The sequence below is a fragment of the Haloplanus salinarum genome (assembly GCF_009762275.1).
GTDB lineage: Archaea > Halobacteriota > Halobacteria > Halobacteriales > Haloferacaceae > Haloplanus > Haloplanus salinarum.
Window position 1 is genome coordinate 649188 of record NZ_CP034345.1, and the last position, 24214, is coordinate 673401.

At 69.4% G+C, this 24214-nt stretch carries 25 protein-coding genes; 13 read left to right on the forward strand and 12 right to left on the reverse strand.

What is annotated here, in order from left to right; genetic code table 11:
- Positions 1–31 precede the first annotated feature (31 nt).
- From EI982_RS04545 to EI982_RS04565, 5 genes are all read left to right on the forward strand, one after another.
- Positions 32–1285 (forward strand): MFS transporter, encoded by a 1254-nt coding sequence (locus tag EI982_RS04545; RefSeq protein ID WP_233255288.1) that lies wholly within the window; start codon positions 32–34, stop codon positions 1283–1285.
- A gap of 103 nt (positions 1286–1388) precedes the next feature.
- Positions 1389–2252 carry an SDR family oxidoreductase gene (locus tag EI982_RS04550; protein WP_157688354.1) on the forward strand — a complete coding sequence of 288 codons (864 nt, stop codon included), beginning with the start codon at positions 1389–1391 and terminating at the stop codon, positions 2250–2252.
- 69 nt (positions 2253–2321) lie between these two features.
- A complete protein-coding gene (gene proC / locus EI982_RS04555; RefSeq protein ID WP_157688355.1) occupies positions 2322–3101 on the forward strand; it encodes a pyrroline-5-carboxylate reductase in 780 nt (259 codons plus the stop codon).
- Positions 3094–3933 (forward strand): glutamate 5-kinase, encoded by an 840-nt coding sequence (proB, locus tag EI982_RS04560; RefSeq protein WP_157688356.1) that lies wholly within the window; start codon positions 3094–3096, stop codon positions 3931–3933. Before proC ends, proB begins: the two co-directional genes overlap by 8 nt.
- Positions 3926–5269 carry a glutamate-5-semialdehyde dehydrogenase gene (locus EI982_RS04565; RefSeq protein ID WP_157688357.1) on the forward strand — a complete coding sequence of 448 codons (1344 nt, stop codon included), beginning with the start codon at positions 3926–3928 and terminating at the stop codon, positions 5267–5269. Before proB ends, EI982_RS04565 begins: the two co-directional genes overlap by 8 nt.
- Positions 5270–5321: 52 nt before the next feature.
- Here EI982_RS04565 and EI982_RS04570 read toward each other — a convergent pair whose 3' ends face one another.
- From EI982_RS04570 to EI982_RS04580, 3 genes are all read right to left on the reverse strand, one after another.
- Positions 5322–6011 (reverse strand): TVP38/TMEM64 family protein, encoded by a 690-nt coding sequence (locus tag EI982_RS04570; RefSeq protein ID WP_233255289.1) that lies wholly within the window; start codon positions 6009–6011, stop codon positions 5322–5324.
- A gap of 85 nt (positions 6012–6096) precedes the next feature.
- Positions 6097–7062, reverse strand: a complete 966-nt coding sequence (locus tag EI982_RS04575; RefSeq protein WP_157688359.1) for a C-terminal binding protein — start codon at positions 7060–7062, stop codon at positions 6097–6099.
- A gap of 98 nt (positions 7063–7160) precedes the next feature.
- On the reverse strand, positions 7161–7373 hold the full coding sequence (locus tag EI982_RS04580; protein WP_157688360.1) for a YgaP family membrane protein: 213 nt from the start codon (positions 7371–7373) through the stop codon (positions 7161–7163).
- An 85-nt stretch (positions 7374–7458) separates the two neighbouring features.
- On the opposite strand from EI982_RS04580, the gene EI982_RS04585 reads away from it, so the two are divergent.
- A complete protein-coding gene (locus tag EI982_RS04585; protein ID WP_157688361.1) occupies positions 7459–7977 on the forward strand; it encodes a phosphopantetheine adenylyltransferase in 519 nt (172 codons plus the stop codon).
- Between the two features lie 4 nt (positions 7978–7981).
- On the opposite strand, the gene EI982_RS04590 is transcribed toward EI982_RS04585, so the two are convergent.
- Positions 7982–8920, reverse strand: a complete 939-nt coding sequence (locus EI982_RS04590; RefSeq protein WP_157688362.1) for a thiamine-phosphate synthase family protein — start codon at positions 8918–8920, stop codon at positions 7982–7984.
- A 114-nt stretch (positions 8921–9034) separates the two neighbouring features.
- On the opposite strand from EI982_RS04590, the gene EI982_RS04595 reads away from it, so the two are divergent.
- Positions 9035–9604 carry a Mov34/MPN/PAD-1 family protein gene (locus EI982_RS04595; protein ID WP_157688363.1) on the forward strand — a complete coding sequence of 190 codons (570 nt, stop codon included), beginning with the start codon at positions 9035–9037 and terminating at the stop codon, positions 9602–9604.
- 8 nt (positions 9605–9612) lie between these two features.
- On the opposite strand, the gene EI982_RS04600 is transcribed toward EI982_RS04595, so the two are convergent.
- A complete protein-coding gene (locus tag EI982_RS04600; protein ID WP_157688364.1) occupies positions 9613–10497 on the reverse strand; it encodes a DUF502 domain-containing protein in 885 nt (294 codons plus the stop codon).
- 73 nt (positions 10498–10570) lie between these two features.
- Between EI982_RS04600 and EI982_RS04605 the strand changes: the two genes are divergently transcribed.
- Complete coding sequence (locus EI982_RS04605) at positions 10571–12190, forward strand: long-chain fatty acid--CoA ligase (protein WP_157688365.1); 1620 nt, start codon at positions 10571–10573, stop codon at positions 12188–12190.
- Here EI982_RS04605 and EI982_RS04610 read toward each other — a convergent pair.
- From EI982_RS04610 to EI982_RS04620, 3 genes are all read right to left on the reverse strand, one after another.
- A complete protein-coding gene (locus EI982_RS04610) occupies positions 12187–12927 on the reverse strand; it encodes a hypothetical protein (protein WP_157688366.1) in 741 nt (246 codons plus the stop codon). The two genes, EI982_RS04605 and EI982_RS04610, sit on opposite strands and share 4 nt — an antisense overlap.
- Before the next feature lie 18 nt (positions 12928–12945).
- Entirely contained in the window at positions 12946–14178 is a 1233-nt protein-coding gene (locus EI982_RS04615; RefSeq protein ID WP_157688367.1) for an iron-containing alcohol dehydrogenase, read from the reverse strand.
- Positions 14179–14244: 66 nt separating this feature from the next.
- A complete protein-coding gene (locus tag EI982_RS04620) occupies positions 14245–14916 on the reverse strand; it encodes a TIGR00266 family protein (protein ID WP_157691061.1) in 672 nt (223 codons plus the stop codon).
- A gap of 126 nt (positions 14917–15042) precedes the next feature.
- Between EI982_RS04620 and EI982_RS04625 the strand changes: the two genes are divergently transcribed.
- Positions 15043–15666, forward strand: coding sequence for an FAD-dependent oxidoreductase (locus tag EI982_RS04625; RefSeq protein ID WP_157688368.1), 624 nt, complete (start codon positions 15043–15045; stop codon positions 15664–15666).
- Positions 15667–15719: 53 nt separating this feature from the next.
- On the opposite strand, the gene EI982_RS04630 is transcribed toward EI982_RS04625, so the two are convergent.
- The 3 genes from EI982_RS04630 to EI982_RS04640 all read right to left on the reverse strand — a co-directional run bounded on the left by EI982_RS04630 (position 15720) and on the right by EI982_RS04640 (position 19420).
- Positions 15720–17726 carry an AMP-binding protein gene (locus EI982_RS04630; RefSeq protein ID WP_157688369.1) on the reverse strand — a complete coding sequence of 669 codons (2007 nt, stop codon included), beginning with the start codon at positions 17724–17726 and terminating at the stop codon, positions 15720–15722.
- Positions 17727–17792: 66 nt separating this feature from the next.
- Positions 17793–18584 carry an inositol monophosphatase family protein gene (locus EI982_RS04635; RefSeq protein ID WP_157688370.1) on the reverse strand — a complete coding sequence of 264 codons (792 nt, stop codon included), beginning with the start codon at positions 18582–18584 and terminating at the stop codon, positions 17793–17795.
- Positions 18585–18643: 59 nt separating this feature from the next.
- On the reverse strand, positions 18644–19420 hold the full coding sequence (locus tag EI982_RS04640) for an SDR family NAD(P)-dependent oxidoreductase (RefSeq protein ID WP_157688371.1): 777 nt from the start codon (positions 19418–19420) through the stop codon (positions 18644–18646).
- Positions 19421–19561: 141 nt separating this feature from the next.
- On the opposite strand from EI982_RS04640, the gene EI982_RS04645 reads away from it, so the two are divergent.
- The 3 genes from EI982_RS04645 (at position 19562) to argH (ending at position 22466) form a co-directional block, all read left to right on the forward strand.
- Positions 19562–20152 (forward strand): DUF7978 family protein, encoded by a 591-nt coding sequence (locus EI982_RS04645; RefSeq protein WP_157688372.1) that lies wholly within the window; start codon positions 19562–19564, stop codon positions 20150–20152.
- A 70-nt stretch (positions 20153–20222) separates the two neighbouring features.
- Entirely contained in the window at positions 20223–21158 is a 936-nt protein-coding gene (locus EI982_RS04650; protein ID WP_157688373.1) for a 3,5-dioxohexanoate:acetyl-CoA acetone transferase, read from the forward strand.
- Between the two features lie 51 nt (positions 21159–21209).
- Complete coding sequence (gene argH, locus EI982_RS04655) at positions 21210–22466, forward strand: argininosuccinate lyase (protein WP_157688374.1); 1257 nt, start codon at positions 21210–21212, stop codon at positions 22464–22466.
- Between the two features lie 71 nt (positions 22467–22537).
- On the opposite strand, the gene EI982_RS04660 is transcribed toward argH, so the two are convergent.
- Positions 22538–22780 (reverse strand): DUF7120 family protein, encoded by a 243-nt coding sequence (locus tag EI982_RS04660; RefSeq protein WP_157688375.1) that lies wholly within the window; start codon positions 22778–22780, stop codon positions 22538–22540.
- Between the two features lie 113 nt (positions 22781–22893).
- Between EI982_RS04660 and EI982_RS04665 the strand changes: the two genes are divergently transcribed.
- Positions 22894–24213, forward strand: a complete 1320-nt coding sequence (locus EI982_RS04665) for a heme-copper oxidase family protein (RefSeq protein ID WP_157688376.1) — start codon at positions 22894–22896, stop codon at positions 24211–24213.
- The last annotated feature ends 1 nt before the right edge of the window (position 24214 follow it).

Sequence of the window (24214 nt, forward strand, 5' to 3'; positions counted from 1 at the left end):
TTTTAATTGGGTCATCCGCGTATCGGCGCCCGTGGACGACAACGATCGCTCCATCGTCGGGTTCGTCATGGTCGGCCACGCGATGGTGCACACCTACGAGATGTCCATCCCGATCCTGATGACGGTGTGGTTGTCGCAGTTCTCGACCACGACGGCGGTACTCGGCGTCGCCGCCGCCGTCGGGTACGGGCTGTTCGGGATCGGCGCGTTACCGGGCGGGCTGCTGGTCGACCGCTTCGGATCGCGGGTGTTGATCAGCGCCTGTCTGGCCGGTATGGGCGTCTCGTTCCTCCTGTTGGGTCTCGCACCCGGTGTCATCGGCGTGACGGCCGCACTGGCGGTCTGGGGGGCCGCCGCGAGCGTCTATCACCCCGCGGGACTGACGCTCATCAGCAACGGCGTCGAGGAACGCGGGAGGGGGTTCGCCTATCACGGCATGGCCGGGAACGTCGGCATCGCCGGTGGGCCGCTGGTGACCGCCCTCCTGTTGCTCGCGTTCGACTGGCGGCTCGTGGTGTTGCTCCTCGCCGTGCCGGCCTTGCTCGCCACGCTCGCCGGCCTCTCCATCGAGTTCGACCCCGCCGCGGCCATCGAGGCGACGGACGGCGGCTCCCGACGGCGGTCGCCCGACTCGCTCGGCGAGTTCGCCGGGGAGACACGCCGACTGTTCACGCTCGGCTTCCTGTTGATCTTCGTGATCGTCGGCTTCAACGGCCTCTACTACCGGGGCGTGCTCACGTTCCTCCCGGAGTTCCTCGGCGACTTCCTGACGGCGGCCGTCGGCGACGTCCGACCCGGCATCTTCGATCCCGGGAGCCCGATGGCGGCGGAGTTCGACCTCGCCCAGTACCTCTATGCCGGCCTGTTGACCGTCGGGATCGGCGGCCAGTATCTCGGGGGCCGGCTCACGGAGTCGACCGAACCGGATCGGGCCCTGATATTCGTCCTCGTCACCCTCACCGTCGTCGCACTGGGATTCGTCCCCGCGGCGGAGACGGGACTCCCGGGGCTCCTGCTCGCCAGCTTCGCCCTCGGGTTCGCGCTGTTCGCCACGCAACCGCTCACGCAGGCGACCGTCGCCAAGTACTCCGTCCCGGAGGCGAGGGGGCTCTCCTTCGGCTACACCTACCTCGCCATCTTCGGCGTCGGGGCCCTCGGTGCGGCCATCGTCGGGACCGTCCTCACGTACGCGTCCGTCTCCGTCGTCTTCGTCGTCCTCGCGGCGTTCTCGACGACGGGGACGTGCCTCGCGCTGGCGCTCGTACGGGCCGGTCGAGTGCCGTAGGGGTCAGGGCCGACCGACACCGCGGAGGAGCCGACGCGTCGGTGTCCCGCCCCGCGACGCGCCACCCAGCGTTTTACCGCCCGGTCACGAACTACGGACACAGATGTCCACGGACGAGTTCGACCTCAGCGAACCGGAACTGACCGCCGACGACCTCCTCGTTCTCGACGACGAGCGGTTCACCGACGGGGACGTCGCCGTGGTGACGGGGGCGGCGTCGGGCATCGGCCGCGCCACGGCCGTCGCCCTCGCGGCGAACGGGTTGACGGTCGTCGGGGCCGACGTCGACGAGGGCGGACTCGACGGCACCGTCGACCTCGCCGCCGACGTGGGCGCCGCGGGCGAGGTCCTGCCGGTGCCTACCGACCTCACCGACGACGGGGACGTGGCCGCGATGGTCGACGCCGCGGCCGAGCGGGGCGACCTGCGCTACGTCGCCAACGTCGCGGGGATGCAACACATCGCCTCGCTCCCCGAGTTCCCGATGGAGAAATACGACCAACTGCTCGACGTGATGCTCCGGGCCCCGTTCCTGACCGCGAAACTCGCGATGCCGCACATCCGCGCGACCGACGATGGCGTCGGTGCCATCGGCAACATGTCCTCGGTTCACGGGCGATACGCCACGCAGGACAAGGCCGCGTACATCACGGCCAAACACGGACTGAACGGACTGACTCGCGCCATCGCCGCGGAGGGAGAGGGCACCCTGCGGGGCTTCTCGGTGAGCGTCGGCTACGTCCTGACGCCCCTGATGGTGAACCAGATCGAGGACACGGCCGCGGAGCGGGGCATCTCCGAACGGGAGGTCGTCGAGGACGTAATGCTGGGTCAGGCCCGCTCGACGGAGATGATAACGCCCGCCGAAGTCGCGAACCTCTTCGTCTTCGGGTTCTCGAGCCACGCCAGCCACCTCAACGGCGGCGACATGCTCCACGACGGCGGCTACTCGACGACCTACGAGTGAGCGAGCGTCGCAACGCTGGAGCGAATCAAAGTCCGTATATTGGGGTCGGCGTCTAGAGGAGGGTACGATATGACTACCGTGAGCGTCATCGGGTGTGGCCACATGGGCGGAGCCCTGGTGAAGGGGCTCTCCCGTGTCGACACCCACAGGGTGACCGCGTGTGATCTGGACACGGACGCCCTCGAAGCGATGGAGCCGTACTGTGCGGAGACGACGACGGACGTCGCGAGCGCGACGGCCGACGCGGACGTGGTGTTCGTCGCGGTGAAACCGGAGGTGGTGGGCCCCGTCCTCGCCGATCTCGATCTCTCCCCCGACCAGACGCTCGTCACCATCGCCGCCGGCGTCCCGCGGGCGTTCGTCGCCGGCCACACCGACGCGACGGTAGTCCGACTCATGCCCAACCTCGCCGCGGAGACGGGCACCATGGCCGCGGCGGTGAGTTGGGACGCTCCCGACGCGGACGTCCGTGCGGTCCTCGACGACCTCGGCGAGTTCGTCGTGATCGACGAGGACCTGATGGACGTGGCGACGGCACTCAACGGGAGCGGCCCGGCGTTCGTCTACTACCTCATCAAGTCGATGCAGGAAGGTGCCGTCGCCGAGGGGATGGACGCCGATGACGCCCGGACGCTCGCGGCACAGACGTTCAAGGGCGCCGCCGAGACGGTCCTCCGCTCGGAGGAGTCCCTCGACGACCTGATCGACGCCGTCGCGACCGAGGGCGGCACCACCATCGAGGGCATGGAGGTGCTGTGGGACAGCGACGTCGACGTCGCCGTCGGCGACGCCCTGCACGCGGCGGCCGACCGCTCCCGGGAACTGTCCGGTGGATTCGACGATGAATGAGGTCGTCGAGGCGGCGACCGTCGAGCGGGCGCGGCGGCTCGCGGCAGAGGCCGGGCGCGTGGTCGTCAAGGCCGGGACGAACTCGCTGACCGACGACGAGTCCAACCTCGACGACACGAAACTCGACAAACTCGTCGACGACATCGAGGACCTGCTCGCCCGCGGCAAGGAGGTCATCCTCGTCTCGTCGGGCGCCATCGGCGCCGGCATGGGCCGGATCGACTACCCCTCCGAGACGGTCGAGGAGTCACAGGCGCTTTCGACGGTCGGCCAGAGCCACCTGATGCGGCGCTACACGGAGAGCTTCGAGCGCTACGACCGGACGGTCGCTCAGATCCTCCTGACCGATCACGACTTGGAGGACCCCGAGCGGTTCACCAACTTCCGGAACACCATCGAGACGCTACTCGACTGGGGCGTCGTCCCGATCATCAACGAGAACGACGCCGTCGCGACGGAGGAGATTCGGATCGGCGACAACGACATGCTCTCCTCCTCGGTCGCCATCGGCGTCGACGTGGACCTGTTGGTGACGCTCACCGACGTCGACGGCGTCTACACCGGCAACCCGAAGGACGACCCCGACGCGGAGCGCATCGAAGCCGTCGGCCGTAACTACGGCCGCGTTCAGGAGCTCGTCGCCGGCGGTTCGAGCGACGGAATCGGCTTCGGCGGCATCCGGACGAAGGTGGAGGGCGCACGGGATGCGAGCGAACACGGCATCCCGGCGATCATCGCCGGGTCGGCCGAGCCGGACGTGCTCGAACGAATCGCTACTGGCAAATCCGTGGGCACCGTATTCGTCCCCGTGAACGGAGTCATCGATGACTGAGCAAGCCAAATCCACCGAAGAGAAGGTCGCAGAGGCAGGGACCGCCGCGCTGGAGCTGGCGAACGTCGACGACGGGACGCGGAGCGCCGCCCTGCGGAACGTCGCCGACGCCATCGACGCGAACCACGAGCGCATCCTCGAGGCCAACGCGAAGGACGTCGCGGCGGCGGAGGAACTGCTCGAAGCCGGGGAGTACAGCCAGGCGCTCGTCGACCGGCTCGACCTCTCGGCGTCGAAGCTCGACGACATCGCCGAGATGGTTCGCAGTGTCGCCGACCAGGAGGATCCCCTGGGCAGGACGCTGGAGGCCCGACGGCTGGACGAGGACCTCGAACTCTACAAGGTCGGCGTTCCCATCGGCGTCATCGGCACCGTCTTCGAGTCCCGGCCCGACGCCCTGGTGCAGATCGCTGCGCTCAGCCTCAAGTCCGGCAACGCCGTCATCCTGAAGGGCGGGAGCGAGGCCAGCCACTCCAACCGCGTCCTGTACGAACTCATCGTCGAGGCGACGGCCGACGTGCCCGACGGCTGGGCACAGCTCATCGAAGCGCGGGAGGACGTCACGACGCTCCTCGGGATGGACGATTCCGTCGACCTGCTCATGCCCCGGGGGAGCTCCGAGTTCGTCAGCTACATCCAGGACAACACGAGCATCCCCGTCCTCGGCCACACCGAGGGCGTGTGTCACGTCTTCGTCGACCGCGCGGCCGACCTGGGGATGGCCGCGGACGTCGCCTTCGACGCGAAGGTGCAGTACCCCGCCGTGTGCAACGCCGTCGAGACGCTGCTGGTCCACGAGGCCGTCGCCGACGAGTTCCTGCCCGCGATGGTCGAGCGCTACCGCGAGGCGGGCGTCACCCTCCGTGGCGACGCCGCGACCCGCGAGGTCGTCGACGTCGACCCCGCGACCGACGCGGACTGGTCGACCGAGTACGGCGACCTCGAACTCTCGATCAAGGTCGTCGACTCCCTCGCGGCCGCCGTCGATCACGTCAACGCCTTCGGCTCGAAGCACACGGAATCCATCGTGAGCGAGGACGCCGACCGCGCGGGGACCTTCATGCGCGGCGTCGACGCCGCGAGCGTCTTCCACAACGCCTCGACCCGGTTCGCGGACGGCTACCGATTCGGCCTCGGCGCCGAGGTGGGCATCAGTACGGGCAAGATCCACGCCCGCGGCCCCGTCGGCCTCGAAGGACTCACCACCTACAAGTACCACCTCGAAGGCGACGGGCAACTGGTCGCCACCTACAGCGGCGAGAACGCGAAACCCTACCGCCACGAGGAGTTCGACGGGGCGTGGACCCCCGGCCACCTGTCGGACGCCGACGAGTGAGGGCCACGATACCCCTAGCGTCCGATCGCGGTCACCAAACCGTCGGGCCCGACTAGGGGAGCAGATCGTCGAGCACGTCCGCGATCCGGTCACGCTGCAGGTAGGCGGCGACGGCGACGACGGTGACGACGACGAACAGGAGTCCGGCCCGACGGAGTTCGCCGGTCGCCACGAGGTCGCCGAGGACGTTGGCGAGGAAGAAGGCGGGTGCCCGGCCCACGACGGCGACGACGACGAGTTTCCGGAGGGGGATCGTCGTCAGGCCGCCGACGAAACAGAGCGCGTCGTCGGGCAGCCCGGGGATCAGAAAGAGGACGAACAGGGCGGGGAGGCCACGCCGTTCGACCAGGTCGTCGAACCGCTCCAGCACCGCCGCGCTCACGACCCGTTCGACGTAGCCGCGTCCGAACCGGCGTGACAGCCAGAAGGCGATCGTACTGCCCAGGCCGATGCCGATCACGTTGAACAGCGTCCCCCACCACGGTCCGAAGAGGTAGCCGGCGACGACCGCGAGCACCTGGCCGGGGATCGGTGCCAACACGACCTGGAGGGTCTGGAGGAGGATCAGGACGACGGGTGCCAACACCCCGAACCCGGCGACGAACGCCCGTAGCGCCGCGACGTCGGTCACGATCCACAGTCGGTCGCGAACGAGGACCGTCGCGGCCACGAAAACGAGGCCGGCGACGAGGAAATGAACGAGGGCACGCCGGCGTGCCCGTTTCGAGGCGAATACCTTCACGGCCGGGCACCCCACGAGCGGTGGCGGCGACGCTCCCTCCGCGCCCGCGCGGTCGGGTCGGCGCGTGTCCGCCCTCGATGATCGCTCACTCCGTCCCGTCGACGTCGTTTACGGGGTTTCGGGGTGTGTCGCCCTGCAGGATGCCGAGCACGTCCTCGGCGACCGTCCGTCGCATGGTCGCCATCGACTCCTCGGAGTACCACGCGACGTGGGGCGTGTAGACGACCGACTCGTGGTCGATCGGCGGGATCGAGTCCGGCGGCTCCTCGGGCAGTACGTCCAGGCCCGCTCCCGCGATCTCCCCCGCCTCGACTGCCTCGCCGAGCGCGTCGATGTCGACCAGCGGGCCCCGGGCAGTGTTGATCAGGATCGCGTCCTCGCGCATCCGCTCGAACGCCGCCGCGTCGATGAGGTGGTGTGTCTCCTCGGTGAGCGGGGCGTGGACCGACACGTACTTCGAGCGCTCCAGCAGGGCGTCGAGGTCGACCTTCTCGGCGTTTGCGGCCTCGACATCCGCGGCGTCGACGTACGGGTCGTAGACGAGGACGTCGAGGTCGAACCCGGCGACGAGTTCCCGCAGGCGACGCGGGAGCTTGCCGAAGCCGACGAGGCCGAGCGTCGACCCGGTGAGGCGGTGGATCGGCTTGCCGGCGGTCCAGTCCCACTCCCCGCCCTTGATCGTCCGGTCGTAACTCGGGACCTTGCGGATGCAGGAGAGCAGGAGCGCGAGCGCGTGGGTCGGCACCTCCTCGATACAGTAGTCCGGGACGTTCACCACCGGGACGTCGTGCTCGGTCGCGGCGTCGAGGTCGATGGAGTCGACGCCGATCCCGTACCGGCCGACGGCCTGGAGATCGAGCGCCTCGAACACCGCCTCGGTGACCTCCGCGTACTGTACCAACAGGGCGTCGGCGCCCGCCGCGGCCTCGATTACCTCTTCGGGGGTCCGGGCGTACTCGCCCCGGAGGTCGGCGTCGGCGGCCTCGATGACCGAGCGTTCGATCGACAGGTCGGGGAAGTCGTAGTCGGTGACGACGATCCGATGAGTCATCGTTCGGCGTGGGTCGCGGTACCCACATAAACGTCCCGCCGTCGGCGTCGTACGTGGTGTGACGAACTCCCAAACCGGTTAGTGCCCCGGCGCCACCGTCACTCGTCGGTCGTATCGACCCCGAGGGCGGCGTTCAGCCCACAGAAACAGGTCACTGCGTTGACCGCGAAACCGAGCGCGCCCGCCGCGGCGAGTAGGCCAGTCGTTCGCTTGCCCCGTTCGAGCGCCGCGATGGCGACGACGGTGAGGACGGCCGCGAGGGCCGTCCGCACGAGTCGGTCGCGTCCACCCACGTTCTTCTCGATGCGCATACCCGACGGTGGGGCCGACGGCGCATGAACGTTCGGCCCCACGGCCACCGTCACCTACTCGGGGGCCGGTCCGCTACGTCGGAGCATGTCACACCGCGACCGCGTCGTGATCCTCGGTGGGACGTTCACCCCGATCCACAACGGACACCGGGCGCTCCTGCATCACGCGTTCCGGACGGCCAGCCACGACGGCGCGGGCGACGGCCACGTCGTCGTTGGACTCACGTCGCCCGAACTCGCGACCGAGACACGGAGCGATCCGGCCCACGCGGATCGACTCGGGGCCTGGACCGACCGCCGTGACGCCCTCGAGGAAGAACTCGACCGGATCGGAGGGGCGTATCCGGCGTCCTGCGAGATCATCCGTCTCGAGGACCCGGCCGGCCCGGCGGCGAGTCGGGAGGACGCCGACGCCCTCGTCACGTCGCCGGAGGCCACGGCTCAGCGGCGGGCTCACGGGATCAACGAGCGTCGCCTCGACGCCGGGCTGTCGCCCCTCGAGATCCACACCCCGCCGTTCATCGTCGACGAGGAGGGCAACCGGATCAGCAGCACCCGCATCCGGAACGGCGAGATCGACGTCCACGGCCGTCTGCTGGAGTGACCGGTCACGTCGCCCCGTCGCCCTCGGAGTTTGCCGCGGCGCCGGCGATCAGGTCGGCCGCCCGTTCGACCGCATCGACCGCGCTCTCCCCGAGGACGTAGGTGATGGGTTCGATGCCGAACGCGCCCTCGTGGTAGAGGACGCGGGGGACGCCCGAGGCGAACAGGTCGCCAAGCCGGGCGCGACGGTCCGCGTACTCGGCGTCGAACTCGACGGCGTCGATCGGTTCTGGCACGGCCGCGAGGAGGTCGTCGCTCGTCGCCAGGTTGATCGCCCCCCGGATCGAGGGGTCGGCGGCCGTGGCGGCGAGCACCGTCGTCGCGACGTGCTGTGAGGCGCCGAACTCCGGGTTCGCGGGGACGTTGATGCCGCCGCGCATCGCGTGGAGCCGCCCGGGGACGGCCGCCACGTCGGTCTCGTCGGCCGCGTCCGGGAGCGCCATCGCCACGTTCGTCCCGACGTTCGGCACGTGGGCCGCCGCGTCCGGCGTGTTGGCGAAGCGTCTGACCGCCCGGCGGACGTTCGAGAGGATCTCGCGTTCGGCCTGGAGGGCCCGGTCGCGGCCCCGAACACAGAGATCACACCCCATTCCCGCCAGCGCGGGCATCTCCTCCTCGTGGATGGCACAGATGGGCCCCCGGTCCTCGAACTCGCGGACGAGTTCCATGAGTTCCGCCAGCGCCTCGTAGTCGTCCATCCGACCCGTGTCGAAGCCCTCGGCGATCCGCTCGATCGTCGCCCGCATCCGCGGATCGTCGACGAACCGCTCCTCGCCGCCCCCCTCGCCGGCGAGATACTGGCTCACCGCCGCCTGGGAGACGCCGAGTCGGTCGGCGATCTCCCGCTGTGCGAACCCGCGGTCCGCGAGTTCGGCCGCCAGCATCGACCGAACCGTCGGCAGGAAGCGATCGACGACGATCTCGCTCGGTAACTGCACCGTCACGGTTCCACCGCCCGTGTCCCGCGTTCCATACCACATCCTCGTGGGCGGCTGGTTTATATGCTGGTGGACGGTCGTGCCCGGAATCCTTAGGGGCGAACGGCACCGAGTCGGGGTATGCGCCTGTTCCGGTCGAGCGAACTCCTCGGCATCGCGCGGGAGACGCTGGATTTCGTCCGCGAGGCCAGCGAGGAGAGCCACCCCGACGAGTACATGGGCTTTCTCCGCGCCGAGGACGCCCGGAAACTCGGTCTCGAACGCTCGGGACAGGTGATCACCGACGTACTGGTCATCCCCGGCACCACCTCCAACCCAGTCAGCGCGACGGTGAAAACGAGCATGAAGCCGAACGACGTCCAGTCGGTCGGCTCGGTCCACTCCCACCCGAACGGCGTCCTGCGGCCGAGTTCGGCTGATCTGAGCACCTTCGGCCAGGGCGACGTCCACATCATCGTCGGCGCGCCGTACGGTCCCGACGACTGGCGCGCCTTCGACAACCGTGGCGACCCGACGACACTGGACGTCCTCGACGTCGACCTCCCAGAGGAGCGCTTTTTCGATTTCACGCAGGCGGACATCGACGCCGAACTGCTCGACGAGGGGCGACGGCGGGGTGTCGTCCCGCCGGAGGAACAGGGACTCGAACGTGACGACGACGACGGCGGGTTCCTCTCCTGGCTCCGGTGACCGCTCGGCTAACGGCGGGAGTCCGGCGGTCCGTCGGCGTCCTCGTCGTCACCCTCCGTTCGTTCCCGTGCGGCCTCCACGGTTTCCCGGGCCGTCTCCTCTATCTGTTCGGAGGCGTCGACGGCGTAGGCCTCCAGATCCCCGATGTCGACGAGGTCCGCGGCCTCCAATCGCCGGTTGACGCGGTCGAACATCCCTTCGCTGAACTCGTACTCGCTCCCGGACCGCTGGCCGGTGGCGACGCCGCTGGTGACGATGGACTGGATACCCTCCTCGACGGTCAGGTCCACGTCGTGGACGCGGTCCGCGGAGACGTGGAGGACGTACCCACCCATCACGGGGTTGGGTGCGAGCGGGAGAAAGACGGTGACCATCCCCTCCGCCTCCGGCGTCGCCTCCCGAACGACCTCGGGGGTCTCGGCGGTCAGGAAGGCGACGGCGTAGGACCCCTCGGTGGGGAACTCGACCAGTTTCACTTCCCGGAAGCTGTCGGTGTCGCTGTCGAGGAGGAGACCGCTCATCTCGTCGATGCTGCGGTACAACGAGCCGACGCCGGGGATGCGGGAGACGAGCGTATCGAAGAGGGCGCCGAACCCGGTGCGATCGGGGCGGCGCTCGGCGACGACGCCGATACAGAAGATCAGGGCAGCCAGCGTCACCACGGCGAGGAGTTTGAGCGTCACCTCGGAGGCCGGTTGGATGCCGGTAACCCGGGAGACGAGTTCGACGATCGGATCGAGTTGCTGTGAGACGAAATCGACGACCACGCCGAGGACGAGGAGGGTGACGATCAGCGGGAGCGTCACCGCGGTACCGGTGACGAAGGCCTGCCTGGCGAACCCTCGCAGCCCGTCGTACTCCTCGACCCCGTCGATATCGAGGGAGCGATCCATGTGCCCACATCGAGGGGCCGGGTCAAAACGTTCCGGACGACAGACTTTAGCCGACGCTGTCGGAGGCTACCGTATGACCGGACAGACGCTCCGTCCGTTCCTGACGCGGGCGGCGACGCTGTACCCCGACCGGGCGGTCGTCGCGCGGACGGGAGCCGGGGAGACCCGAGACACGTACGCGGGCTACGCCGACCGCGTGCGCCGACTGGCGAGCGCCCTGCGCGCGGCGGGGATCGGCCGCGGCGACCGCGTCGCGACCCTCTGTTGGAACCACGGCAGACACTTCGAGGCCTACTTCGCGGTGCCCGCTCTCGGCGCGCAACTGCACACGATCAACCCGCTGCTCCCGGCCGACGACGTGCGACGGATCGTCGCGGAGGCGGCGGACCGTCTCCTGTTGGTCGACCCCTCGCTGACCGACGCGCTCCGTGCGGCCTACGACCCCGACGCCTTCGAGAGCGTCGAACGGGTCGTCGTCGTCGGGTCGACGGAGCCGGACCTCCCCCTTCCGACGACGGGGTTCTCCGAGTTCGTCGCCGCCCACGACGCGGACGGCGACCTGCCGGCCCTCGACGGCGACGACCCCGCCGGCCTGTGTTACTCCTCGGGGACGACCGGCGATCCGAAGGGGGTCGAGTACACCCAGCGGATGCTCTGGAGTCACACCATGGCGATCATGACGCCGATGGGGTTGGATATCGCCGACTCGGACGTCGTCATGCCCGTCGTCCCGATGTTCCACATCAACGCCTGGGGACTCCCCTACGCCGCGACGGCGGCGGGGGCGAAGCAGGTCTACCCCGGCCCCTCGCCCGACCCCGCGGACCTCGTCGGCCTGATCGAACGCGAGGGCGTCACGCTCACCGCCGGGGTGCCGACCGTGTGGCTCGGCGTCCTCGACTACCTGGAGGACCACGACGCCGACCTCTCGACGCTCTCCCGGGTCGTCGTCGGGGGCGCGGCGCCGCCCGAGCGGCTGATCCGTGCGTTCGACGACCGGGGCGTCGAGGTGGTCCACGGCTGGGGGATGACCGAGACGGCTCCCGTCGGCGCCGTCTCCCACCTCAAGCCCGAACTCCGCGACGCGGACTACGAGACGCGCCTGGAAAAGCGCAAGAAACAGGGCCTGATCCTCCCGGGACTGGAGTTCGAGGTGGTCGACGACGACGGCGACTCCGTCCCCCACGACGGCGAGTCGATGGGCGAACTCCGGGTGCGGGGGCCCTGGGTCGCAGAGGGGTACGTCGACGGTAACGGCGACGCCTTCGACGGCTCGTGGCTCCGCACCGGCGACGTGGTCACCGTCGACCCCGATGGGTACGTGGAACTCGTCGACCGGGCCGCGGACGTGATCAAGTCCGGCGGGGAGTGGATCTCCTCACAGGCCGTCGAGAACGCCATCATGAGCCACGGGGCGGTGAGCGAGGCGGCGGTCGTCGGCGTCCCCCACGAGCGCTGGGGGGAGCGCCCGGTCGCCTACGTCGTGGCCGACGCGGCCCGCGACGACCTGATCGCGGCCGTCTCGGCCGAGGTCCGCCGGGAGTTCCCGGACTGGTGGGTGCCCGACCGCTTCGAGTTCGTCGAGTCCATCCCCAAGACCGCGACGGGGAAGTTCGCGAAGACGGCGCTCCGGGCGCGACACGAGGACCCGCTGGCGGGGCCGGTCGCAGCCGAACCGCCGGACAGCGCCTAACCGACGATCAGGAGGCCGGCGCCGAGCGCGGCGGCGAACACGCCGACGAGCAGTCCGGCGACCGCCGTCTTCGACAGCCGGAGGAGGGCCCGGATCGGCGAGCCGTCGACGACGAGCAGCGGGTCGAGGCGGCCGTCGACGACTCGGCCGACGACGGTCACCGACTCGCCGGGCGAGAGGCGACGTTCGGCGTACCGGCGCCTTCCGAGCGAGAGCGCGCGGGCGAGGGGGGCGAGCAACGCGGGCGGCGACCGGAACCCGGATTCCGGGCCCACCCCCGCGGTCCCGCGTTCGTAGTCGGCGATCCGGGCCGGCGGCGTCTCGCCGGCTCCGACCGTGGCGACGACGGTCGGATCGAGGGCGACGGTCCGGGACGGGGCGTCGACCGGGACCGTCGCGTGGGGGGTCCGCAGGGCGAAGGGTCGGCTCCGGGCCGGATCGTGAATCGTCACGTCGGTCGGGAGGAGGAAGCTCCCGACGCGTCGCTCCTCGACCACCGGGCGCAGGACGACACAGTCGACGCCGCTGAACGGCGCCTCGATCGACTCGCCCTCGGCTTCGACGGTGCCGGTGAGACGGACGAGCGCTCCCTCCGCGCCGTCGATCCGCGACACCGTCTCGGCGCGCAGGAGGGAACTCGACCGCCACACGTACCGCAGGCTGACGAGCGTGATCAGCAGGCCGACGGCGAGGAGGGCGAGACCGAAGAGGGAGGGGGTGGGGAGATCGGCGGGCATGTGGAGGGCTCGGTGTCGTCAGGAGCGGCGCGGGCTGTCCGGCGCGAGCGCGTCGTCGTAGATGGTGACGTAGAGGTCGGCGATCTCCTCGCGGGTCGGCTTCCGGGGGTTGTTGTCGGGCGACCCGGAGTCGATGGCGTCCTGTGTCATCTCGTCGACCACGTCGAGATACGCCTCGCGGGCGGGTACCTCGCCGAAGTCGTCGAGGTAGCCGGTGAGGTTCAGGTCGGCACAGAGGTCGAGCACGCCGTCGGCGGCCGCGTCGGCGGCCTGACGCGTCGAGTCGTCCGTATCGGCGGCGTCGAGGATGCGCGCGACCTCGGCGTACTTCTCGGGTGCGGCCATCGCGGAGAAGTCGACGACGTAGGGGAGGATGAGCCCGTTCGCGAGTCCGTGGGGGATGTGGAGTTGCGCGCCGAGGGGGCGAGCGAGGCCGTGGACCAGCGCCACGGAGGCGTTGGTGAAGGCCTGTCCGGCCTGGAGTTGGCCGACCATCACGTCGGCGCGGGCGTCGAGGTTGTCGCCGTTGGCCCACGCGACCGGCAGCGAGCGGGCGATACGTTCCATGGCCTCCTCGGCGTAGCCGTCGGGGACGCTGTAGGACTTCACCGAGACGTAGGCCTCGATGGCGTGGGTGAGAGCGTCGATGCCCGTGAAGGCCGTGTGGCTCTTGGGGAGCGACTGCGTGAGGACGGGATCCTCGATGGCGACGTCGGGCACGACGTTCGCGGAGACGATGAGGAACTTCGTCGACGTGGACTCGTCGCTGACGACCACCGAGCGGGTCGCCTCGCTACCCGTGCCGGCGGTGGTGTTGACCGCGATCAGCGGCGGCGTCGAGTTGGGCACGCCCTCGTAGCCGGCGCGGTCGACGCCGAAGTCGCGGATCGACCCCTCGTTGGTCGCGAGGATGCCGACCCCCTTGCCCGTGTCGATGGAGGATCCGCCGCCGAGGGTGACGATCATGTCACAGTCCTCGCGGTCGTAGAGCGCGTACGCGTACTCGATGTTCTCGACGGTCGGATCGGGGCGGACGTCCGTGTAGACGACGGGGTCGACGCCCGCGGCCTCCAACCCGTCGGTCACGGCGTCGCCGTGAAACTCGAAGATCTGTTCGGTGGCGACGACGAGTGCGGTGTCGCCGTACCGGGCGGCGTGACCGCCGAGGGCCTCGACCGCCCCGGCGCCGAGTTCGATCCGGCCGGGCGAGACGACCGTCCGCGTCTCGCTCGCGAGTACCGTGTCGTGCATGACACCCTCACGGTCGTTCGTCTCGGTCTTATACCTCGGGGTCGGTTGCCGCGGTGGCCACACCCCTCAGTTGCTCGGCAGGCGTGGTTGGAGGACGGAGACGAAGGCGTCCAGGTCGCGGGTCTGGTACCAGGCGGTCCCGGGGCCGGTGAACTCGAAGACCAGCCCCTCGCCGCCGAGGAGCGTCGACTTCAGGCCGCCGACGCTCCGCGTCTCGAAGTCGACCGTGTCGTCCCACGCGACCAGGTGTTCGTTGTCGAGGACGTACGACTCGCCGGCGTCGAGGTCGAGGCGTTCGAGGCCGCCGTAGGCGTCGACGAAGGCCGTGCCCGTCCCCTTCAGCGCGAGGGGCGTCAGGCTGGCCTCGCCGAGCATCGACTTCAGCCCGCCGAGTTCGCTGTCGATGTCCACCCCGGGCGTCGCGGCGAGGAAGGCCCCGTCGGTGGTGTACAGCGTCTCGTCGTCGAGTTCGTGTTCCATCACGTCGCCGGGCGTCGACGGCGCGAGCGTCACCGTCCCCGGGCCGCCCTCGGCGACGAACTCGTTCGCGAACATGGACTCGCCGCCGAGCATGGATTTCGCGGAACTGAGCAGGCCGTCCCGACTGGTCGACGTCTCGACGGCGACGTTCGGCGAGTGGCCGACCATCGCTCCGGGTTCCGCGACGAGGGTTTCGCCCGCGTCGAGTTCGACGGTCAGGTGTGTATACGACGGTCGGTGCGTGAATTCGGCGTTCATGGAGGGCACCTACCGTCACAGGCGTCGAAGAGGGACATAACTCTTGTCCAGCGTTTCGGCGCGAGAACCGCACCGCCCCCGATCGATCGGCCAAGGTTTATCCTCGCCCGCCGCGGTTGCACGGATATGCCTCAGGTCACGGTCGAATCCGTCGAGTCCGTCGGCGAGCGGACGGTCGCGCTGGAACTACGGACGCCCGACGGCTTCGACGCCGCCCCCGGCCAGTTCCTGCTGGTTCGGGCGACCGTCGACGGGGTCGAAGAAACCGGCTACTACACCCTCTCGTCGCCGGACGCCGAGGGGCGGATGGAGGTAACCGTCGAGTACGTCCCCGAGGGGACGCTCGCGCCGTGGCTGGCCGAGCGGAGCCCGGGAGACACGGTGGAGATCGAGGGCCCCTTCGGCGACGTTCGCTACACCGGCGAGGGGTCGGCGGTCGTTCTCGCCGAGGGACCGGGCATCGGCCCGGCGGTGGGCATCGCCGAGCGCGCCCGGGCGGGCGACCACGACGCGACGGTCGTCTTCTGGGGGCAGGATCCGCCCCACCGGAACCGGCTGGACGCCCTCGAGGCCGACGGCGCGACGGTCATGGTGGTCGAGTCGCTGGACGAAGCGACGGACGCCATCGCCGCCGACGACGACGCGACGGTGTACGTCTTCGGCTTCGAGTCGTTCGTCAGGGACGCCAAGACGGTAGCCGAGGCCGTCGGCGTCGACGACCTCCGGGCCGAGAGCTTCGGGCCGCGGTAGTCGCGCCCGGTCCGGTTCGCCCGGTCGGGGTGTGACGGCGTACGGACCGACCGCTACCGCGCGCTCTCGATTTCGTCCAGCGCCTCCGGGTTCTCGATGCTGCTCATGTCGCCGAGTTTCTCGCCGCGGTGGACGGCCTCGATAGCCCGGCGGATGATCTTCCCGCTCTGGGTCTTGGGGAAGGCGTCGACGAAGCGGACCTCGCGGGGCCGGAACGGCTTGCCGAGTTCCTCGCCGACCGTCTCCCGGATCGCCTCGCGCAGGTCGTCGGACACCGCCTCGCCGGCTTCGAGGACGGTATAGAGGACGACTGCCGTCCCGGTCGTGTCGTCGTCCGCGCCGATGGCGGCGGCCTGGTTCACCGCATCGTGTTCCATCGCGGCGCCCTCCACTTCCGCCGGACCGACCTTCCGCCCCGCGACGTTGAGGGCGTCGTCCGCGCGGCCGTGGAGGAACCAGAATCCGTCCGCGTCCTGCTGGGCCCAGTCGCCGTGGTCCCACAGGTCCGGCCAGGTGCTCCAGTACTCCTCGAGGTAGCGTTCGTCGCCGCTCCACAGCGACTTCGTCATGCTCGGACAGGAGTCGCGCGCGACGAGGAAGCCACGCTCGTGGGCGTCGGCCACGGACTCGCCGTCGCGGTCGACGATGTCGATGTCCATCCCCAGACCCGGGCCGCCGAGGGTGCAGGGCTTGAGCGGGCTGATCGGCATCGGCATGAGAAAGCAGCCCATGATCTCGGTCCCGCCCGAGATGTTGATAATCGGGGTGTCACCGCCGCCGACTTCCTCGTAGAACCAGAGCCACGACTCGGGGTCCCAGGGCTCGCCGGTCGACCCCAACACGCGGAGGGTAGAGAGGTCGTGGCCCTCGACCCACTCGTCGCCCCGCTTGCGGAGCGCCCGGATGGCGGTGGGGGAGATGCCGAACTGCGTGATGCCGTGGTCGTCGATCATCCGCCAGAACCGGTCCGGCTCCGGGTGGTCCGGTGCGCCCTCGTACATGAAGACCGTGCCGCCGTGGGCGTGGGTCCCGAGCAGGGTCCACGGTCCCATCATCCAGCCGATGTCGCTGACCCAGAAGAAGCGATCCGAGGGCTTGAGGTCCATCCCGAAGTACACCTCCTTGGCCGCCTGCAGGAGCGCGCCCGCGTGGGTGTGGACGATGCCCTTCGGCTTGCCGGTCGTCCCCGAGGAGTACAGGAGCATCGACTCCTGGCTCGCGTCGAGCGATTTCGTCTCGTAATCGTCGTCGGCCGCGCCGACCGCCTCGGTCCACCGCTCGTCCCGGTCGTCGTTCCACGGGATCGCCCCGTCGCTCGCGAGGCCGAGTCGGTCGTAGACGACGACGTGTTCGACGTGGCCCGCCTGCTCGATGGCCTCGTCGGCCGTACCCTTCAGTCGGACGTGGTCGCCCCGGCGGTAGAAGCCGTCGCCCGTGAACAGGACCGAGGCCTCGGCGTCGTCGATACGGGTGGCCGTCGCGTCGACGCCGAACCCCGAGAACACCGGGACGGCGACGGCACCCACCTTGAGACAGCCATAGAGGATGGCGATCACCTCCGGCACCATGGGCATGTAGAGCGCGACGGTGTCGCCCGTGCCCACGTCACGTGACTCCAGGTAGTTCGCCACGCGGTTGGCCTCGCGGTGGAGTTCGTGGTACGTGAGCTCCCGCACCTCGCCGGGTTCCCCCTCCCAGATGCAGGCGACCTTGTTGCGGGTCTCGGCGTCGGGCGCGGCGTGTCGGTCGAGGACGTTGTGGGCGGCGTTGAGGCGCGCGCCGGGGAACCACTCGGTGAACTGCGGGCCCTCGGCGTCGTTACGGATCGCGTCGTACCCCTCGTCGAACTCGATACCGAGGTAGTCGACGAGTTCGTCCCAGAACCAGTCGACGCCGGAGCGTGGCTCGCCCGGGACCGTCGAGGTGGTGCGCTCGATCAACTCGTCGTAGTCGTCGATGTCGTACGTCTCCATGAAATCGTGGACGTTGGTCGACTCGACGAACTCCCGTGAGGGCCGGTGAACCACCCCGTCCGTCCGCTTTCCGCGTTCCGGATCCATGGTGCGAACTCTACCATCGAACCCAATAGATGTTCGTGTCGGATGTCGGCGACCGCGACACGCCGATCAGAGGAGCGCGAGCAGGTCGTCGTGAATCCGGCCGTTCGAGGCGACGAGGCCCTCGCTTCCCGGCGTCCACGGCTCGCCCGCGAGATCCGTCACCGTCCCGCCGGCGCGTTCGATCAGGTGGACGCCCGCGACGGTGTCCCACGGGTATGCCTCCGAGACGCCGACGGCGGCGTCGAGGTGACCGCCGGCGACGAGCGAGAGCGTCGTCTGGGCCGATCCGAAGCGGCGCACGTCGCCAACGTTCGGGGAGAGGGTGCCGAGAAGCGAGCCGTAGGCACCGTCGCCGGTGTAGCGCAGCGTCGGCGCGACGAGGCTCGCCTCGAGGCCGGCCGTGTCGCTGACCGTCGCGGTGTCGCCGCCGTCGACCGGCCCGTCCGGGCGGTACGCGTCCCGAACGGCGTCCTCCGTGTCCGCGTGGTACTCGTCACCGAGCAGCGGGAGACAGTTCGCGGCGGCCACGGGGTCGCCGTCCTCGACGACGGCGACGCTCGTCGCCCACAGCGGCATGCCACGGACGTAGTTCGTCGTCCCGTCGATGGGATCGACGATCCACGCCGTCTCGCCGGACTGCAGGCGCTTGCGGCCGTCGCCCTCCTCGCCGATGACCGTCTCGTCGGGGTAGTCCTCGGCGAGCCGGTCGACGATCCGCTCCTGTGTCCGCCTGTCGGCCTCGGTGACGTAGTCGGTCGCCGACTCCTTCGTCTCGGCGTCGAGTCCGGTGCGAAACAGTTCCGTCGCGAGGGCCGCGCCGGCGCGGGCCGCGCGGACGGCCGTGGTCCGACGATCCATCGCGTTGCTGTACCCGGCACGGTGATAAGAACGGTTCGGTTCCGGCGGGCGGCCGAGAGCTACTCGTTTCCGAACGCGTCGGCGGTGAAGCCGTCGTCGACGGTCAGAACGCTTCCCGTGGTGTAGGTGGCCGCGTCGCTGGCGAGGTAGATGGCGGCGCCGACGATCTCCTCGGGCTCGCCCATCCGGCCGTGGACCGTCCGCCGGACGATCTCCCGGTTCCGATCCGTCCCCTCGTCGTACGTCCCCGTCGTCTGCTCCGAGCGGACGAAGCCGGGCTTGATCGCGTTGACACGGATCTCGGGGCCGAGCTCCTTCGCGGCCACCCGGGTGAACGAGTCGATCCCGCCTTTCGCCGTCGTGTACGGCACGAGGTTCGGGATCGCCGTCTGGTTCGAAATCGAGGAGATGGGGATGATCGACCCCTCGTCCATCCGCTCGGCGAACAGTTGGATCGCGCGGAAGGTTCCGTCGAGTTGGACGTCGAACACGCGCTGCCACTCCTCCTCGGTGCCGTCCGAGAGGGTCGACCGCGCGATGTAGCTCTGGGAGGTCACGAGCACGTCGACGCCGCCGAGTTCGTCGATCACGGCGTCACGCATCTCGACGATGCTCTCCCGGTCGGTCACGTCACAGGTCACCTCGACCGTCTCGGCGCCGAGGTCACGTAGGTCGGCCGCCGTCTCCGCGACCCGCTCCTCGGTCCGGCTCGTCGCTACCACGTCCGCGCCGTCGGCCGCGAAGCCACGCGCCAGCGCCCGTCCGATGCCGCTCGTGCCGCCGATGACGACCGCTCGCTTCCCTTCGACCGTCACGGGTGTGTGTTCGTAGGTCACGGCAGGGCGGTCGGGGGTCGGGGACTTAGCCGTTGTCCCCGCGTCCCGGCTACCGGGACGCCAGCCCCCGGTGGGTCCGCGTTCCGATCAACTCCGTGTCAGTATCGGAAGCCTCTTTTTATATCCGCGAGTCATAGGGCTATGTCCCCGAAGACCGACTCCGACGACCTGCCGCTCGTCGAGGGCGCCATCGCCGGCGCCGCCGCCTGGATCGTCGGCTACGTGCTCACGGGCCTGCTCGTCCTCGTCCGCCTCGAAGACACCGAACTGGGCGAGCTATCCAGCAACCTCGACGGCGGCGGCAACGGAATCGAGTTCGTCGGGTGGGTGTTCTTCAACAGCCACTTCGTCCAGACGGTCGTCGAGGCCGACTTCCTCGGGTTCGGCGGATCGAGCACGACGTCGTTCGTCGGCGGTGACGGGTTCACCGCCCTGCTGTACCTGGTTCCGGTGGCACTGCTGGTCGGGGCCGGACTGGCCGTCGGCCGCGCACGGGGCGTCGACGGGACGACCGACGGCGCGGTCGCCGGTGCCCTCGTCGTCCCCCCGTATCTGGTGCTGTCGGCCGTCGGCGCCGTGCTGTTCCGCGTCTCGTCCGAGGGACTCGGCGCCAGCTTCAGCGGCCGACCCGAACTCCTGCCGGCGATCCTCCTAGCCGGGGTCGTGTTCCCGGCCGTCTTCGGCGCCATCGGTGGCATCGTCGCCGCGAACACCGGCCCCGGACGCGAGTGAGTGCCGCCCCGGGCTGGTCGACGGGGGTGGACCCCCTACACATATCACGGTTCCGACCATCCGCGTTCGTATGCGCGAGTTCGACAAGGCAATCGTCTCCTGTGCGGTGACGGGGGCGATCCACACGCCGACCATGTCGCCACACCTCCCGATCACTGCCGAGGAGATCGCCGACGAGGCCGTCGCGGCCGCCGAGGCCGGGGCGAGCATCGTCCACGTCCACGTCCGCGACGAGGAGACGGGCGAGCCGATCACGGATCTCGACCTGTTCCGCGAGGTCGCCGAGAGCGTCGCCGAGCGCTGTGACGCCGTCGTCCAGCCGACCACCGGCGGCGCGCCGACCATGGCGCCCACCGAACGGATCCGGGTCGTCCCCGAACTCGAACCCGAGATGGCCTCCTGTAACATGGGGTCGATCAACTTCGGCCTCTACCAGTTGGTCGAGAAGTACGACGAGTTCGAGTACGACTGGGAAGCCGAGTACCTCGACGGCACCCGTGATCTGGTCTTCCAGAACACCTTCGAGGACCTGGAGACCATCCTCCCGGTCTTCGACGAACACGGCACCAAACCCGAACTCGAGGTGTACGACGTCGGTCACCTCTACAACGCGAAACACCTGCTCGACCGGGGGCTGTTGCGGACGCCGCTCCACGTCCAGTTCGTCCTCGGCATCCACGGGGGGATCGGTGCGAGCGCGAAGAACCTGAACCACCTGGTCGACGTGGCCGAGGACCTCTTCGGCGACGCGTTCACCTTCTCGGTCATCGGCGCCGGCCGCCACGAATTCCCCCTCGGCACCCAGGCCGTCTCGATGGGCGGCCACGCCAGGGTCGGTCTGGAGGACAACCTCTATCTCGAACGCGGCCGCCTCGCGGAGAGCAACGCCGAGTTGGTCGAGAAGATGGTCCGGCTCACCCGCGAGGTGGCGGGTCGGGAGGTCGCCACCCCCGCCGAGACGCGCGAGATGCTCGGGCTGAAGGGCAAGTCGGCGACGGCGTTCTGATCCCCGACGCCGGACGGAAACCCTTAGTACGGTCCTCGGACAAGCGGGGCCATGCTCTGGGAGAACACCGATCACTCGGCGAGCGAGGCGACACTCCAGTACACGATGGAGCCGAAGGAGTTCGAGAACCGGTTTCTCCCGTACGACGTGTTGACGAACCTCGCCCACGTGACGATGCTGAACCGGCAGGGCTTCCTGACGGACGACGAACTCGCCGAGCTACGGGCGGCACTCACCGACCTCTACCACGAGGCACCGGCCGTCGAGGGCGAGGACGTCCACACCTTCGTCGAGGAGCGCGTGACCGAGCGCACCGAGGCGGGCAAGAAGATGCACCTCGCCCGGTCGCGCAACGATCAGGTCTTCGTCGACACCCGGCTGTTCATGAAGGACGCGACCATCGACCTCGCCGACCGGATCCTGGGGTTCGTCGAGGCCCTCGATACCTTCGCCGCCGAGAAGAACATGCTCATCCCGGGATACACCCACCAGCAACAGGCCATGCCCTCCTCGACGGGGCTGTGGGCGTCGAGCTACGCCGACGCGCTCGTCGACGACCTGCGGTCGCTGCGGGCGACCTACCGCATCGTCGACTCGAACCCGCTCGGCGCCGCCGCCTCCTACGGCACCAGCCTCGACATCGACCGCGACCTGACCACCGAGTTACTCGGGTTCTCGGGGAAACAGCACAACCCCATCTACTGCTCGAACCGCGGGAAACAGGAGCTACAGCTGCTCCAGACGCTCGATCTGGTGATGCTCGACATCCAGAAGCTCGCCGAGGACCTCATCAACTTCTCCGAGGACCAGCAGTTCTTCGAGTTGCCCGACGAGTACTGCACGGGCAGCAGCATCATGCCCCAGAAGCGCAACCCGGACATTCTGGAGCTGGCGCGGGCGAAAGCCGAGGAGGTGTCGGCGAGCAAGGAGGCGGTCCGCCGCATCATCGGCAAGCTCCCGAGCGGGTACAACCGCGACAGTCAGCAGACGAAGGGCCACCTCATCGAGAGCGTCGATACCGTACGTGCCACCGTCGACATCCTCACGCCGCTGATCGAGGACCTGGAACTCTCCGAGGAGTTCACCGTCGACGAAGGCATCTTCGCCGCTTACACCGCGAACCGGAAAGTAGAGGAGGGGATGGCCTTCCGCGACGCCTACCACGAGGTCAAATCGACCGAGGAGTACGAGGTCCACGACGACGTGGCCGAGCCGGTACGACAGCCGCTCGGTGACCTCCGGACGTTCTGGACCGACGAGCGCGAGGCGTTCGACCGGATGTCCGAACGGCTGCTTGACGGCGACTGATACGGGTTATCGTAACCGTTTACCGGTGGTTCGCCGGATCATCGGTACTGACTCACGACAACCCGGACGAGCTACAGCGTGTGTTCGTCGTCGGACTCGTTGCGGATCGCGGGATCCTGCTGGTCGTCGACCACCTGCGTGAACAGGTCCTCGTCGGTCGTCTGGTTCGGGGAGTCGTCCGTGGTGTAAGCCGAGACGCCGAGCGAGAGCAGTTCCTCGACGGCCTGGTCCCGGTTGATGAACTCGCCCTCTTCGACGAGCTGTCTGATCTCGATGTCGACGTCGTCCGGCAACGAAATTTCCGCGGAAGGCATATCCCTCACTCGGTCGCCCTCCGTGTTAAAAACCCGGTTTCGACGGGGTCCCGCCGGCCGACACGAACACGTTCGGGGTGGAACCGAGGGACTCGGGCCCCGTATCCGCGACCATGGCAGCCGTCCCCGACGACGTCGACACGGACACCCAGCCGCCGCTCTCGATCCCGCTCCGGCATTTCGTTGTCGCGCTGGCGTTCCTGCTGGCCGGTGGGATCGTCGGGCTCGCGGACGGGCTGGGACTGGTGACCGGCCTCGCCCGCGCCGCCCACCTCCACCTAGTGCTCGTGGGCTTCGTCTGTCTCACCATCGCGGGCGCCATGACGCAGTTCGTCCCCGTGTGGTCCGGGACGAACCTGCACTCGAATCGGCTGGCGCGGGCGCAGTTGTGGCTCCTCGCCGTCGGCCTCGGCGGCCTGGTCGTCGGTTTTCTGGGCAACCGGCCGTCGCTCCTCCCGGCGTTCGGAACGTTCGTCCTCGCGGGGTTCTGGACCCTAGCGTACAACGTCGGGCGGACGCTCGCGACGGCCCGGCCGTTCGAAGTGACCGAGGGCCACTTCGCCGCGGCGCTCGGCTTCTTCGTCGTGCTGACCCCGCTTGGTCTCCTGCTCGCCGTCGGCTTCGTCGCGCGGCCGCTCGCCGCCCTCCCGGTCACCCGCGGCGGGGTCGTCGCGGCCCACGCCACCCTCGCCGTCTTCGGCGCCGTCCTGACCACGGTCTACGGGGCACTGTACCAGCTCGTGCCCATGTTCGGTCAGACGGAGCTTCGGGGCGTCGACCACACGCTCCGGCGGGTCGAGACGGTCGCACATCCGACGGGCGTCGTCGTCCTCGCGGCCGGTCGACTCGTCGGCGCCGCGGCGCTCGCCCGCGTCGGGGCCGCCCTCCTCCTCGCCGGCACTGCGGCCTTCCTCGTCGTCCTCGTCCGCCTACTCCGCTCCGCCCGTGCCCGACGGACGCCGATGCTGACCCGGTACGCACTCCTCGCGCCGACCGGTCTCGGCTGGGTGGCCCTCGCCGCCCCGGCGTGGCTCCGCGGCCCGCTCGGGGTCGGCGTCCGGTTCGGCGCGCCGAACACCGCCCACCTGCTCGGACTCGTCTTCCTCCTCGTCCTCCTGGGGACGCTCTATCACATCGTCCCCTTCCTCGTCTGGGTCCACCGCTACAGCGACCGTCTCGGGTTCGAGGCGGTGCCGATGATCGACGACCTGTACGACGACCGCCTCGCGACGGCCGACCTCGTCCTCGTCGCGGCCGGCGGCGGCCTCCTGGTCGTCGGCGACCTGGTCGGCCGGCAGTTCCTCGCCCTCGTCGGCGGCGGTGCACTCACGACCGGTCTCGCCGTCTTCGTGGCGAACCTGTCGCTCGTCCTGTGGCGACACGCGCCGTCGTCGCTGGGACGTGACCCGTCGGAACCGACGCGAAGCGACTGAA

Excerpts from the sequence above, each read along its gene's own strand:
- EI982_RS04550 (WP_157688354.1), top strand. The coding sequence starts at position 1,389 with ATGTCCACGGACGAGTTCGACCTCAGCGAACCGGAACTGACCGCCGAC.
- proC (WP_157688355.1), top strand. The coding sequence starts at position 2,322 with ATGACTACCGTGAGCGTCATCGGGTGTGGCCACATGGGCGGAGCCCTG.
- proB (WP_157688356.1), top strand. The coding sequence starts at position 3,094 with ATGAATGAGGTCGTCGAGGCGGCGACCGTCGAGCGGGCGCGGCGGCTC.
- EI982_RS04565 (WP_157688357.1), top strand. The coding sequence starts at position 3,926 with ATGACTGAGCAAGCCAAATCCACCGAAGAGAAGGTCGCAGAGGCAGGG.
- EI982_RS04575 (WP_157688359.1), bottom strand. The coding sequence starts at position 7,062 with ATGACTCATCGGATCGTCGTCACCGACTACGACTTCCCCGACCTGTCG.
- EI982_RS04580 (WP_157688360.1), bottom strand. The coding sequence starts at position 7,373 with ATGCGCATCGAGAAGAACGTGGGTGGACGCGACCGACTCGTGCGGACG.
- EI982_RS04585 (WP_157688361.1), top strand. The coding sequence starts at position 7,459 with ATGTCACACCGCGACCGCGTCGTGATCCTCGGTGGGACGTTCACCCCG.
- EI982_RS04595 (WP_157688363.1), top strand. The coding sequence starts at position 9,035 with ATGCGCCTGTTCCGGTCGAGCGAACTCCTCGGCATCGCGCGGGAGACG.
- EI982_RS04600 (WP_157688364.1), bottom strand. The coding sequence starts at position 10,497 with ATGGATCGCTCCCTCGATATCGACGGGGTCGAGGAGTACGACGGGCTG.
- EI982_RS04605 (WP_157688365.1), top strand. The coding sequence starts at position 10,571 with ATGACCGGACAGACGCTCCGTCCGTTCCTGACGCGGGCGGCGACGCTG.
- EI982_RS04610 (WP_157688366.1), bottom strand. The coding sequence starts at position 12,927 with ATGCCCGCCGATCTCCCCACCCCCTCCCTCTTCGGTCTCGCCCTCCTC.
- EI982_RS04615 (WP_157688367.1), bottom strand. The coding sequence starts at position 14,178 with ATGCACGACACGGTACTCGCGAGCGAGACGCGGACGGTCGTCTCGCCC.
- EI982_RS04620 (WP_157691061.1), bottom strand. The coding sequence starts at position 14,916 with ATGAACGCCGAATTCACGCACCGACCGTCGTATACACACCTGACCGTC.
- EI982_RS04625 (WP_157688368.1), top strand. The coding sequence starts at position 15,043 with ATGCCTCAGGTCACGGTCGAATCCGTCGAGTCCGTCGGCGAGCGGACG.
- EI982_RS04630 (WP_157688369.1), bottom strand. The coding sequence starts at position 17,726 with ATGGATCCGGAACGCGGAAAGCGGACGGACGGGGTGGTTCACCGGCCC.
- EI982_RS04635 (WP_157688370.1), bottom strand. The coding sequence starts at position 18,584 with ATGGATCGTCGGACCACGGCCGTCCGCGCGGCCCGCGCCGGCGCGGCC.
- EI982_RS04645 (WP_157688372.1), top strand. The coding sequence starts at position 19,562 with ATGTCCCCGAAGACCGACTCCGACGACCTGCCGCTCGTCGAGGGCGCC.
- EI982_RS04650 (WP_157688373.1), top strand. The coding sequence starts at position 20,223 with ATGCGCGAGTTCGACAAGGCAATCGTCTCCTGTGCGGTGACGGGGGCG.
- argH (WP_157688374.1), top strand. The coding sequence starts at position 21,210 with ATGCTCTGGGAGAACACCGATCACTCGGCGAGCGAGGCGACACTCCAG.
- EI982_RS04660 (WP_157688375.1), bottom strand. The coding sequence starts at position 22,780 with ATGCCTTCCGCGGAAATTTCGTTGCCGGACGACGTCGACATCGAGATC.
- EI982_RS04665 (WP_157688376.1), top strand. The coding sequence starts at position 22,894 with ATGGCAGCCGTCCCCGACGACGTCGACACGGACACCCAGCCGCCGCTC.